Consider the following 12,426-nt stretch of genomic DNA (forward strand, 5'->3'; position numbering starts at 1 on the left):
CTCCGCCGCGCCGCCGGGGGGCCCTGCCCCGTCAGCCGCGCAGCTCTCCTCCCGTAGCCTTCGCGACCTTTTCGACGACCTTTGCCGCGACCGCCTCGATCTCCTTGTCGGTGAGCGTGGCCTCGGTCGGCTGCAACCGCACCGTCACGGCCAGCGACTTGCGGCCCTCGCCGAGGCTGCCGCCCCGGAACTCGTCGAAGACACGCGCGCCGGTGATCAGGGTTTTGTCGGCCCCGAGCGCGGCGTTGACGACCGCCTGTGCCTCGACCTCCGCGTCCAGGACGAACGCGAAGTCCCGCTCGACCGCCTGCAGATCCGAAAGCGTCAGCGCCCCGCGCGAGGCGGTGGCGGATTTCGGGAACGGCACTTCGGCCGGCCAGATCGAGAAGCCCACCGCCGGCCCTTTCACGTCCATCGCCTTGAGTATTTTGGGATGGATCTCGCCGAACTCCGCCATCACCTTCTTCGGCCCGAGGCACAGCTTGGCCGAGCGGCCCGGATGCCACCAGTCGTCCGCGCCGCGCATCGTCTGCATTTTCGCGGGCGCGCCGATAGCCGAAAGGATCGCCTCGGCGTCGGCGCGGATGTCGAAGACGTCGACGGGGCGCCGGTCGCCATGGATGCCCTTCGGCGCGGTATGGCCGACGAGGAGGCCGGAGACGCAGAACTGCTGCTGGCCCGGCATTCCGCCATCGAAGACGTGCCCCGCCTCGAACAGCGCGAGGTCCGCGACGCCCCGCGCCTGGTTGCGGGCCGCCGCCTGCAGCAGACCGGGCAGGAGCGCGGGACGCATATGCGACATGTCCTGGCTGATCGGATTCTCGAGCCGCGTGGCATCGGTGCCACCGCCGAACAGCTCGGCCGACGCGCGGTCGATGAAGCTGTAGGTGACGCATTCGTCGTAGCCCAGCGCGGCCGCCGTACGGCGCGCCGTCCGCTCGCGCTGCTGCATGCGCGTCAGGACGGGCCGCAGCACCTGCGCGGGCCGCGCCATGGGCCGCCCTTCCAACTTGGTCAACGACGCGATGCGCGCGACCTCCTCGACGAGATCGGCGCTGCCCTGCACGTCCGGTCGCCAGCTCGGGACATGGGCCTGGTCTCCCTCCAGCCGGAAGCCCAGTGCGGTCAGCGTGGCGCGTTGCGTCTCGGCGGGGATCGACATGCCCACGAGGCCCTCGACGCGGTCGGTGTCGAGGCGGTAGCTGCGCGCGGTGTCCGGCACGGCTCCCGCCACGACCATGTGCGACGCCTCGCCGCCCGCATGCTCCAGGATCATGGCCGTTGCGTGATCCAGTCCCTCGGGCGTGAAGGCCGGATCGACACCGCGTTCGAAGCGGTAGCGGGCATCCGAGTTGATCTTCATCGCCCGGCCCGCCAGCGCGATCTGGACGTGGTCCCAGAACGCACTTTCGACCAGCACGTTCGTCGTGGCCTCGGTCACGCCCGAAGCCGCCCCGCCCATGATGCCCGCGATGCTCTCGATGCCGGCATCATCCGAGATGACCATCGCCCCCTCGGGCAGCGTGTAGGTCTTTTCGTCCAGCGCCTCGATCGTCTCGCCGCCGGCCGCGCGGTGAACCCGCAGGTCGCCCTGGACGATATCGGCGTCGAAGACGTGCAGCGGGCGGTTCAGGTCATAGGTGAACCAGTTGGTCACATCCACAAGGAAGCTGATCGGCCTGAGTCCGATGGCGCGAAGCCGGTCTTGCAGCCAGTCGGGCGAGGGTTCGTTCGTCACGCCCCGGATCATCCGCAGCGCGAAGACCGGACAGCCGTCGATCGTGTCGTCGGCGATGGTCACGCCGACGGGGCTGTCGAAGGTACCGGTGACGTCCGGCCGGTCGAGCGGCTTCAGCGTCCCGAGGCCGCGCGCCGCCAGATCGCGCGCGATGCCGCGCACGCCCAACGCGTCGGGACGGTTGGGCGTGATGGCGATCTCGATCACGGGGTCCACCTTGGCGGGATCGTGCTCGGCCAGCCAATCGGCGAAGCTCTGGCCGACCTCGCCCGAGGGCAGCTCGATGATGCCGTCATGCTCGTCCGACAGCTCCATCTCGCGCTCGGAGGCCATCATGCCGAAGCTCTCGATGCCGCGGATCTTGCCGACGCCGATGGTCGTGTTGATGCCGGGCACGTAGACGCCGGGCTTCGCCACGACGACGGTGATGCCCGCGCGGGCGTTGGGCGCGCCGCAGATGATCTGCTTCGTCCCTTCGTCCGTCTCCACCTGACAGACCCTCAGGCGGTCGGCGTCGGGATGCTTCTCGGCCGAGGTGACGTGCCCGATGGTAAAAGGGCGCAGCGCCGCACCGCGATCCTCGATGCCTTCGACCTCGAGCCCCAGATCGGTGAGCGCGTCGGCGATCTCGGGCACGGTGGCCGAGGTGTCGAGATGGCGCTTGAGCCAGGAGAGCGTGAATTTCATGGGATGCGGGCCTCGGGAATGTGTCGCCGCTCCATAACCGCATCGCCCCGCGGTTTGAAGCCCGGCCGCCTGACCCGGATGGTGGGCCGGCTCTGGCAGGCGCGGTCCGTCCGTGTCCCGCCTCAGGCGAGGTCGAACAGGAAACGCCGCACCTTCACTGGGTGGCCCACCAGCCTGTCATCTTCGGGTCCAGCATCCCGGCCGCCCTGCGCGCGGTAGAAGGCGATGGCGCGCGTGTTCGCCTCGAGCACCGTAAGCGTCGAGGCCGCGGCACCCCTTGCCGCGAGCGCCTTGTTGATCGCCGCCAGAAGCTGCGCTCCGGTCCCCCGCCCGCGCCCCGTCGGGTGGACATGGAGGTTGTCGATCAGTGGCGGCACGACATCGCGGAGCGCACAGACGAAGCCCAGCAACTCGCCTCCGGCTTCGGCGACCAGTGTCGGCTGATCGGGACCGAAGCCGCGTGGCGCCCATTTGGCCGCGAGGTAATCGGGCAGGACGTCGCTGAGGACGCGCGCGGGCAGGACGATGCCGTAGCTGCTCTGCCACGAGGCCAGATGCAGCGCGACGATGGCGTCGCGGTCCGCTTCGGTCGCCGCACGGATCAGCACGGGGTCACCGCGTCGCCCCGCGCGATCCGTCCCGGCGAGACGACCGATGCGCACCAGCCGCCATGATGGCGCACGGCTTGGTAGCCGCCGGGGCCGAGCGTCTCCTCCATGCGCGAACAGGGCGCGCAGGGGCCGCTGACGTGCAGCACGGCCGTCCCGATCCGCAGATCACGCCCCCGCAGCGTCGCGAGGTTGAGGCCCGAGACCACGAGGTTGCGTCGAAGCGCGTCCGGTCCGGCATCGGTGCGGCTGAGCGAGGCGATGACCGGCAGGTGTTCGGCCTGGATCAGTGTCACGGCGCGCTTGCCGGGCCGTGCGTGGTCGCCGACCGGGCCCGCTTCGGCGATGTCGACCGCGTCGACCTCGGTCATGTCGGCGCGGCGCGCGGGCCGCAGGCCGATCCAGTCGAGCCGCCCCGAATGATGATGCGCATCCATCAGAACGCGAAGCGACCTCATCGGGCGAAGGTCGCGTCGAGGATCCGCGCGAGTCCTTCGGCATCCGCCGTGTCGAAGGCATCCGGCCGGTCGCTGTCGATGTCCAGCACCGCGATCAGCGCGCCACTGCGGTCGCGCACCGGCAGCACGATCTCGGACCGCGTCGAGGACGCGCAGGCGATATGGCCGGGGAAGGCATCGACATCGGCAACGATCTGAACCTCGCCCGTGCGCGCGCAGGCGCCGCAGACGCCCCGATCGAAGGGGATCACGAGGCAGCCGTGGCCGCCCTGATAGGGGCCAATCTTCAGAAGGCCGGGGGCGACGACGCGGTAGAAGCCCGTCCAGTCGAAGCGATCGTCGGCATGATGCAGCTCGCAGGCGAGCGTGGCCATCAGCGCGACGGCATCGTCCTCGCCTTCGGTCAGGCTGGCGACGGTTCGGTCGAGATGGGCGTAGTCGATCTGGGGCATGGTCCCGAGGGGGCTCCGCCCCCGCCCTGCGGGCCCCCCGAGGTATTTGGGGCCAGAGGACGAGGACGCGCGTTAACCTTAATGAGTCGTTGTCAGGGGCGTTCGATGGCGATGGCCGTGCCTTCGCCACCGCCGATGCAGATCGCCGCGATGCCGCGCTTGAGGTCGCGGGCTTCGAGCGCATGGAGCAGTGTGACCATGATGCGCGCGCCCGAGGCCCCGATCGGGTGACCGAGCGCGCAGGCGCCGCCGTTGACGTTCACGATCTCGGGCGAGAGGTCCATTTCGTGCATGAAGGCCATGGGCACGACGGCGAAGGCCTCGTTGACCTCCCAGAGGTCGACGTCGCCCACTTCCCAGCCCAGCCGATCCATCAGTTTTCGGGCAGCTGGCACCGGCGCGGTGGTGAAGAGCCCCGGCTGCTGCGCGTGGCTGGCGTGGCCGAGGATGCGCGCGCGGACGGGCAGACCTTCGGCCTCGGCGATGCGGCCGGAGGCAAGGACCAGCGCCGCCGCCCCGTCCGAGATGGACGACGAATTGGCTGCCGTGACCGTCCCGTCCTTGCGGAAGGCGGGTTTCAGATGGGGGATCTTGTCGGGCCGCGCGCTGCCCGGCTGCTCGTCCTGCGCGACGGCGGTGTCGCCCTTGCGGGACGTGACGGTGAACGGCGCGACCTCGCCCGCGAACCCGCCCGACGCGATGGCCTCCTGCGCGCGCGACAGCGACCGGAGCGCGTAGTCGTCCTGCGCGTCGCGCGTGAATTGGTAGGCCTCGGCGCAGTCTTCGGCGAAGGTGCCCATGAGGCGGCCCTTGTCATAGGCGTCCTCCAGCCCGTCGAGGAACATGTGATCCACCGCCGCGCCGTGGCCCAACCGCGCGCCGCCCCGCATACCCGGCAAGAGATACGGCGCGTTCGTCATCGACTCCATGCCGCCCGCGACCATCACGCCGGTCTGGCCCAGCGCGATCTGGTCATGCGCCATCATCGCGGCCTTCATGCCCGAGCCGCACATCTTGTTGAGCGTCGTGGCGGGCACCTCCTTCGGAAGACCGGCGGCGAACCCGGCCTGTCGCGCCGGGGCCTGCCCCTGCCCCGCAGGCAGGACGCAGCCCATCAACAGCTCGTCCACACGGTCGCTCGGGACGCCGGCATCGGCGAGGGCCGCGGCGATCGCCGCACCCCCGAGCTCGGATGCGGTCGCCGCCGAAAGCGCGCCTTGGAAGCCGCCCATGGGCGTACGTTTCGCGCCTGCGATGATGACCTGTTCCATCTGTCCCCGCTTACGGATTGGTAAGGAATGGCGCGTAGCTTGCCACCGCGATGCCCGAGGTTCCAGAGGGCGCAGAACCGGAGACGAGGCATGCAGATCGACAGCCGAACGACCGACGACATCCTCATCCTGGAATTGACGGAGGCCCGGCTCGACGCGGCCTGCGCCGTCGGCTTCAAGGAACAGGTGCGCGAGTTGTGCGGCGGCCATGGGGGTCGCGTCGTGCTCGACATGGCCAAGGTCGATTTCCTCGACAGCAGCGGGCTCGGCGCGCTGGTGTCGGTTATGAAAGGGCTCGACGGGCGCACGCTGGAACTCGCGCGCACGCGCGGCGCGGTCAGCCGCGTGCTCGACCTGACGCGGATGGACCGGGTCTTCGCGATCCACGACGATCTTCCGGGCGGGGCGGCGCCGGGACAGGACGCGGCCTGATGGCGCAAGCGATGGCTGCCTCGCCGCCGATGACCACGCGCAGTGCGCGGATCGCGGGTACGGCCAACGCCGTAGCCGAGGCGATGACCGCCTTCGCGCGCCTCTTCGAATTGGACTGGCTCCCGGAGGCCCGACGCGCGGAAGTCGAACTCGTCGTGGCCGAAGTGCTCAACAACATCGTCGAACATGCGCTCGCCGGGCGAGACGATGCGTGGATCGAACTGGCCGTCACGGCCGAGGGGGGACGCGTGTTCGTCATGACGGCCGATGACGGCTGCCCGCTGCCTTCGCCGCTTCTCGCGATCGCGGAGCTTCCGACGCAGGATCCGCAAACGGGCGAATTGCCCGAGGGGGGATTCGGCTGGTTCATCATCCATGCCCTGACCGAGGATATGACCTACGAGCGGGCGGACGGGCTGAACCGGCTGCACTTCTCGTTCGTGATCTGAGCCGGGCCTGCATCCCTCGGCATCGCCGTTCGTGCCCCGGCTGGGTACGCCGGTTTGGCGCCCTACCCGATTTCCTCGACGGAGCTGGTTCGCGGCAGATGCGTGACGTGTTGGCAATGCCCGCCCTGCGACCTAGCCTCCGATGCGAATTCGATCCCCGAGAGGTGCGCATGCGTGATTTCCACCGGCCCGGCCGTTCCCCCGTCCTGGCGCGCAACGGCATGTGCGCGACGTCCCACCCGCTCGCGGCAAAGGTCGCGATCGACGTACTGGAACGGGGCGGCAATGCCGTCGATGCGGCGATCGCGGGCGCGATCCTCCTGGGATTGTGCGAGCCGCAGATGACCGGGATCGGGGGCGACTGCTTCGTCCTCCTGAAGCCAGCGGGATCGGACGAGGTCCGCGCGTTGAACGGATCGGGCCGTGCGCCGGCGGGCGCTTCGGCCCAGACGCTGCGGGCGCAAGGCCACAAGACCGTCCCCGCCCATTCGCCCTGGGCCGTGACGGTGCCGGGCGCTATCGACGCATTCTGCACGCTCTCGGAGCAGGAGGGGAAACTGGGGATCGAGGACACGCTCGCCCCCGTGATCCCTTATTTCGAGGAAGGCGTGCCGGTCGCACCCCGCGTCGCCTTCGACTGGGCCAAGGACGCGGCGACCCTTCAGGGCCACGCGCGCAGGGCGTATCTGGGTGACGACATCCCCGCGACGGGCGCCACCTTTGCGTCGCCGAGGCAGGCCGCCGCCCTCCGCCGGATCGCTGCCGAGGGGCGGGACGGGTTCTACGCGGGCGAGGTCGCCGAGGACATGGTCGCGGCGCTGACCAAGGCGGGCGGGCCGCATACGATGGAGGATTTCGCGGCGACGGCCTGCGACTGGGCCGACCCCGTTTCGGGTCTCTACAAGGGCACCGAACTGGTGGAGCATCCGCCCAACGGCCAGGGCGCGACGGCGATCCTGATGGCCAACATCCTCGCGCAATTCGACATCGCCGCGATGGACCCGTTCGGCGCGCGCCGCACCCATATCGAGGCCGAGGCCGCGAAACTGGCCTATGACGCGCGCAATCGCTTCCTCGCCGATGCAGATCACATGACTCGGCTCGAGCACATGCTCGACCCGGCAACAGGCGCCGCCTTGGCGGAACTGATCAATCCCAAGCGCGCCACGCCGCGCCTGACCGAGACGGCCGAGGCGGTCCACAAGGACACGATCTACATCACCGTGGTCGATCGCGACCGCATGGCCGTCTCGCTGATCTATTCGATCTTCCACGGCTTCGGATCGGGGATCGCGTCCGAAAAGTTCGACATCCTGTTTCAGAATCGGGGGGCAGGCTTCACGTTGGACCGCTGGCATCCGAACGAAATAGCACCCGGCAAGCGGCCGATGCACACGATCATCCCCGCGATGCTGCGCGAGGGCGGGCGCGTGACGATGCCGTTCGGCGTCATGGGCGGACAGTATCAGCCGAACGGGCATATCCGCGTCCTGTCGAACATGCTCGATTTCGGGATGGACGCGCAGAGCGCGATCGATGCGCCGCGGGCCTTCGCCGACGGTGGCGTGCTGAAGCTGGAGCGGGGTTATGACGACGGGGTCGTCACCGAACTGGCGGCGATGGGGCACCGGATCGAGGTTCCGGAGACGCCGATCGGCGGCGCGCAGGCCATCCGGATCGACGCCGACGGCTATCTCGAAGGTGCGTCCGATCCGCGAAAGGACGGTTGCGCGCTGGGGTACTGAGGCGCGGGCGGGCGCCCTAGATGCGCTCGATCGCCAATGCGATGCCCTGACCGCCACCGATGCACATCGTAATGAGCGCGCGGCGCCCGCCGATGCGCTCCAGCTCGTGCAGCGCCTTGACGGTGATGATCGCACCGGTCGCGCCGACCGGGTGACCCAGCGCGATGGCCCCGCCATTCGGGTTCACGCGGGCCGGGTCGAGCCCCAGCTCGGCGGTCACGGCGAGGGCTTGCGAGGCGAAGGCCTCGTTGGATTCGATGACGTCGAAATCGCCGGCCGAAAGCCCTGTACGTTCGAGGAGCGCGCGGACCGCCGGGACGGGTCCGATCCCCATCACCTCGGGGCGCACGCCCGCATGGCCGTAGCCGAGGATGCGCGCGCGCGGCGTCAGGCCCGCCGCGTCGGCCGCGTCCGCGCGCGCCAGCACGAGCGCCGCCGCGCCGTCGTTGATGCCCGAGGCATTGCCCGCAGTGACCGTGCCGTCCTTCTGGAAGACCGGACGAAGGCCGCCCAGGGTCTCCATCGTCGAGATCTTCGGGTGCTCATCGACCTCGAACGCGACCTCCTCGCGCCGACGCCGCACCGTGACCGGCACGATCTGATCGGCGAAACGCCCCTCGGCGATGGCGGTAGCCGCCCGCTCCTGACTTTGCAGCGCGAAGGCGTCCTGATCGGCGCGAGTGACGCCGTGTTCGGCGGCGACGTTCTCGGCGGTGACGCCCATATGACCCGTGCCGAACGGACAGTTCAGCGCGCCCAGCATCATGTCGCGCCCCACGACATCGCCCATCTTCGCGCCCCAGCGGGCATCGGGCAGGATGAAGGGCGACCGGCTCATGTTCTCGGCGCCGCCGACCAGCGCGAAATCGGCATCGCCGAGATCAAGCGCCTGGGTCCCCGACACGATCGCCTGCACGCCCGATCCGCAGAGGCGATTGACGTTCATCGCGGGCACCGTCTCGGGCACGTCGGCCTGCATGGCGGCGACGCGGCTGAGATACATGTCGCGCGGCTCGGTGTTGATGACGTGGCCGAAGACGCTCGTCCCGATCTGCGTGCCTTCGATGCCCGCATCGGCGATGGCGGCCCGGGCTGCCACGGTGGCCAGCTCGATCGGCGGAATGGCGGCGAGGCTGCCGCCGAAGGTTCCGATGGCGGTGCGGCGGGCGGACAGGATGACGACGTCGGACATGGGGCCTCCGGGGGCAACAGGGTGCTGGCAGTCTGACGGGCGTGGGTCGCGGTGAAAAGCGGGACGTCGCGGCGGGATCAGCCGTCGCGCGACGCCAGGAGGTCGAGCGCGCGCAGAAGCGGCGCCGCATCGGCCCCGAGTTCGGCCACGAGCTGTCGCTGATAGGCGGTCGCGATGGGTGCCAGTTCGGCGACCATGGCGTGCCCGCTCTCCGTCAGGGTGAGGTCGACGAGCCGCTTGTCCCCCGCGTTCACGCGCTTGGCGACATGACCCGCCGCCTCGAGCCGGGCGGCGGCGCGGGAGACGCGGGATTTCTCCATGTCGGCCCGGTCGGCGATCTCGCGCACCGAGACCGTGCCCGACCCCGCGAGATGCGCGATCACGCGCCATTCCGCGCGCGTCAGGCCGAACCGGTCGCGGTAGTCGCGGGCGAAGTCGCGGCTGACCCGCCCGGCGGCCACGGCCAGCCGATAGGGCAGGAAGTCGTCGAGGCGGAAATCGTCCATCCCGCTTCAGTGCCGCGCGGAGGCGGGCCGTGTCCAGCCCGCCCGAACGCGTCAGGCGTCGAACCGCAGCGGCGCGACCGTGCGGAACATGCCCGTCGCGCGCAGCTTGTCGAGCACGGCGGCGGGCGGCTGGTCGTCGAGATAGAGCAGCGCGATCGCCTCGCGCCCGCGATCCGACCGGCCGAGCGTGAAGTTCGCGATGTTGACGCCGTTGTCGCCCATCGTCTGGCCCAGCGTGCCGATGATGCCCGGTACGTCTTCGTTGGTGGTGTAGAGCATGTGGGCCCCGATCTCGGCGTCGATATTGATGCCCTTGATCTGGATGAAGCGCGGCTTGCCGTCGGTGAAGACGGTGCCCGCGATGGACCGTTCGCGCGATTTGGTGCGGACGATCAGCTTGATGTAGCCGTCGAAGACGCCCGACTTGTCCTGCCGCGTGGTCGACAGATCCACGCCCCGCTCGCGCGCGAGGACGGGGGCCGAGACCATGTTCACGTCTGGGTTCGTAGCCTTCATCACGCCCGCGATGGCCGAGCAGTTCAGCGCCTCGAGGTTCATATCGGCGACGGTGCCGTTGTAGAGGACTTCGATCGCCTCGATCGGCTCGTCGGTCATCTGGCCCACAAAGGCGCCCAGATGGTCGGCCAGCTTGATCCAGGGGCCCATGACCTTGGCCTCCTCGGCGGTGACCGACGGCATGTTGAGCGCGTTCGAGACTGCGCCCGTCAGGAGGTAGTCGGCCATCTGTTCGGCCACCTGCAGGGCCACGTTCTCCTGCGCCTCGGTGGTGGCGGCGCCCAGATGCGGGGTCACGACCACGTTGGGCAGGTTGAAGAGCGGGCTGTCGGTCGCGGGCTCGGTCTCGAACACGTCAAAGCCCGCACCGGCGACATGGCCGGATTTCAGGAGGTCGGCGAGTGCCGCCTCGTCCACCAGGCCGCCGCGTGCACAGTTGACGATCCGCACGCCCTTCTTGGTCTTGGCGAGGTTCTCGGCCGACAGGATGTTGCGGGTCTGGTCGGTCAGAGGCACGTGCAGGGTGATGACATCGGCGCGGGACAGAAGGTCGTCCAGCTCGACCTTCTGGACGCGCAGGTCGGTCGCGCGTTCCTCCGACAGAAAGGGATCGTAGGCCACGACCTTCATCCCGAGGCCCACGGCCTTCTGGCAGACGATGCCGCCGATATTGCCGGCGCCGATCACGCCCAGCGTCTTGCCGGTCAGCTCGACCCCCATGAAACGCGACTTCTCCCATTTGCCCGCATGGGTCGAGGCACTGGCCTCGGGGATCTGGCGGGCCACGGCGAACATCATGGCGATCGCATGCTCGGCGGTTGTGATCATGTTGCCATATGGCGTGTTCATCACGATTACGCCGCGCTTCGAGGCCGCGGCCTTGTCGACATTGTCGGTGCCGATGCCCGCGCGGCCGACGACCTTGAGGTTGGGCGCGGCCTCGAGCAGCTTCTCGGTAACCTTGGTGGCGGACCGGATGGCGAGGCCGTCATAGTCGCCGATCACGGACAGGAGCTTGTCCTTGTCCTTGCCGAGGCTGGGGTCGAAGGTGACGTCGATGCCGCGATCGCGGAAGATCTGGACGGCGGTTTCGGAGAGCTTGTCGCTCACGAGGACTTTGGGGGCCATGTCGGGCTCCTTCAAGATGGGTTCGGGCGGGCCGGTGGCCCGGAGATGGGATCAGGCGGCGGTCTCGGCATGATACGCCCAGTCGATCCAGGGCAGCAGCGCTTCGATGTCCGAGGTCTCGACCGTCGAGCCGCACCAGATGCGAAGGCCTTCGGGTGCGTCGCGATAGCTGCCGATATCGAGGGCCACGCCCTCCGCCTCGAGCCGCTTGGCGATGCGCTTAGACGTGCCCTCGGGCGCGTCGATGGTCAGGCAGACGCTGGTGGTCGAGCGCGTCGCCGGATCCGACGCGAGGTTCGCGATCCAGTCCCGCGTCTCGCAGAAATCCCAGATGGCCGTCGCGTTGGCGGTGGCGCGGTCGATCAGGCCCGAAAGGCCCTCGCCCTCGGCCCAGTCCAGCGCGGCGAGGTAATCCTCGACGCAGAGCATGGACGGCGTGTTGATCGTAGCGCCGGAGAAGATCCCCTCGATCAGCTTGCCGCCTTTCGTCAGGCGGAAGATCTTCGGCAGCGGCCAGGCGGGGGTGTAGCTTTCCAACCGATCGACGGCGCGGGGACTCAGGATGATGACACCATGCGCGCCCTCGCCGCCGAGAACCTTCTGCCAGCTGAACGTCGTCACATCGAGCTTGTCCCAAGGCAAATCCATCGCGAAGGTCGCGCTGGTGGCGTCACACAACGTCAGCCCCGCGCGATCGGCAGAGATCCAGTCGCCATCAGGCACGCGCACGCCGCTCGTGGTGCCGTTCCAGGTGAAGCAGACGTCGGTGTCCCAGTCGACCGCGCCCAGATCGGGCAACGCACCGTAGGGCGCCTCCATCACGGTCGCATCGAGGTTCAGTTGCTTGACGGCATCGGTGACCCAGCCCGCGCCGAAGCTCTCCCAAGCCATCATGGTCACGGGGCGTGCGCCCAGCATCGTCCACATCGCCATCTCGTAGGCGCCGGTATCCGAGGCGGGCACGATGCCGACGCGGTAATCGTCGGGCAGGCCCAGAAGCGCGTGGGTCCGATCGATCGCGGCCTTGAGCTTGGCCTTCCCGACGCTCGCGCGGTGCGAGCGGCCGAGGGGCGCGTCATCGAGGGCGGAGAGGGTCCAGCCGGGGTGCTTGGCGCAGGGGCCGGACGAAAAACGCGGATTGGCCGGCCGCGTGGCCGGGGTGTTCGTCGCAGTCATGTCTATCCTTGCAGATATGTGCCCTTCGTTGGGGAAGGGTGTCCCACCGCCGTCGCTATCGGGGGCCG

At 69.1% G+C, this 12,426-nt stretch carries 12 protein-coding genes; 3 read left to right on the forward strand and 9 right to left on the reverse strand.

Annotated features, from left to right (window positions below; genetic code table 11):
* Positions 1–31 precede the first annotated feature (31 nt).
* The 5 genes from pheT to ACK8OR_RS16745 form a co-directional block, all read right to left on the reverse strand.
* The gene (gene pheT, locus ACK8OR_RS16725) at positions 32–2,425 is read right to left on the reverse strand and encodes a phenylalanine--tRNA ligase subunit beta (RefSeq protein WP_410190521.1); all 2,394 of its coding nucleotides are present in this window, start codon (positions 2,423–2,425) and stop codon (positions 32–34) included.
* A 122-nt stretch (positions 2,426–2,547) separates the two neighbouring features.
* Positions 2,548–3,033 (reverse strand): GNAT family N-acetyltransferase, encoded by a 486-nt coding sequence (locus ACK8OR_RS16730; protein WP_410190522.1) that lies wholly within the window; start codon positions 3,031–3,033, stop codon positions 2,548–2,550.
* Positions 3,027–3,491 (reverse strand): MOSC domain-containing protein, encoded by a 465-nt coding sequence (locus tag ACK8OR_RS16735; protein WP_410190523.1) that lies wholly within the window; start codon positions 3,489–3,491, stop codon positions 3,027–3,029. The genes ACK8OR_RS16730 and ACK8OR_RS16735 overlap by 7 nt, the downstream gene beginning before the upstream one ends.
* Positions 3,488–3,943: a GAF domain-containing protein gene (locus ACK8OR_RS16740; RefSeq protein ID WP_410190524.1), complete on the reverse strand. Its 456-nt coding sequence runs from the start codon at positions 3,941–3,943 to the stop codon at positions 3,488–3,490. The genes ACK8OR_RS16735 and ACK8OR_RS16740 overlap by 4 nt, the downstream gene beginning before the upstream one ends.
* Positions 3,944–4,035: 92 nt before the next feature.
* Positions 4,036–5,214 carry a thiolase family protein gene (locus ACK8OR_RS16745; protein ID WP_410190525.1) on the reverse strand — a complete coding sequence of 393 codons (1,179 nt, stop codon included), beginning with the start codon at positions 5,212–5,214 and terminating at the stop codon, positions 4,036–4,038.
* A gap of 90 nt (positions 5,215–5,304) precedes the next feature.
* On the opposite strand from ACK8OR_RS16745, the gene ACK8OR_RS16750 reads away from it, so the two are divergent.
* The 3 genes from ACK8OR_RS16750 (at position 5,305) to ACK8OR_RS16760 (ending at position 7,840) form a co-directional block, all read left to right on the forward strand.
* Entirely contained in the window at positions 5,305–5,646 is a 342-nt protein-coding gene (locus tag ACK8OR_RS16750; protein ID WP_410190526.1) for an STAS domain-containing protein, read from the forward strand.
* On the forward strand, positions 5,646–6,095 hold the full coding sequence (locus tag ACK8OR_RS16755; RefSeq protein ID WP_410190527.1) for an ATP-binding protein: 450 nt from the start codon (positions 5,646–5,648) through the stop codon (positions 6,093–6,095). The genes ACK8OR_RS16750 and ACK8OR_RS16755 overlap by 1 nt, the downstream gene beginning before the upstream one ends.
* Positions 6,096–6,265: 170 nt before the next feature.
* On the forward strand, positions 6,266–7,840 hold the full coding sequence (locus tag ACK8OR_RS16760; RefSeq protein ID WP_410190528.1) for a gamma-glutamyltransferase family protein: 1,575 nt from the start codon (positions 6,266–6,268) through the stop codon (positions 7,838–7,840).
* A gap of 16 nt (positions 7,841–7,856) precedes the next feature.
* Here the strand turns inward: ACK8OR_RS16760 and bktB are convergent, their stop codons facing one another.
* The 4 genes from bktB to ACK8OR_RS16780 form a co-directional block, all read right to left on the reverse strand.
* Positions 7,857–9,032, reverse strand: coding sequence for a beta-ketothiolase BktB (bktB, locus tag ACK8OR_RS16765; RefSeq protein ID WP_410190529.1), 1,176 nt, complete (start codon positions 9,030–9,032; stop codon positions 7,857–7,859).
* Between the two features lie 77 nt (positions 9,033–9,109).
* Positions 9,110–9,538 (reverse strand): MarR family winged helix-turn-helix transcriptional regulator, encoded by a 429-nt coding sequence (locus ACK8OR_RS16770; RefSeq protein WP_410190530.1) that lies wholly within the window; start codon positions 9,536–9,538, stop codon positions 9,110–9,112.
* Between the two features lie 51 nt (positions 9,539–9,589).
* Entirely contained in the window at positions 9,590–11,182 is a 1,593-nt protein-coding gene (gene serA, locus ACK8OR_RS16775; RefSeq protein WP_410190531.1) for a phosphoglycerate dehydrogenase, read from the reverse strand.
* Between the two features lie 51 nt (positions 11,183–11,233).
* Entirely contained in the window at positions 11,234–12,358 is a 1,125-nt protein-coding gene (locus ACK8OR_RS16780) for a phosphoserine transaminase (RefSeq protein WP_410190532.1), read from the reverse strand.
* Between the last annotated feature and the right edge of the window lie 68 nt (positions 12,359–12,426).

This window comes from Jannaschia halovivens (assembly GCF_046452375.1).
GTDB lineage: Bacteria > Pseudomonadota > Alphaproteobacteria > Rhodobacterales > Rhodobacteraceae > Jannaschia > Jannaschia halovivens.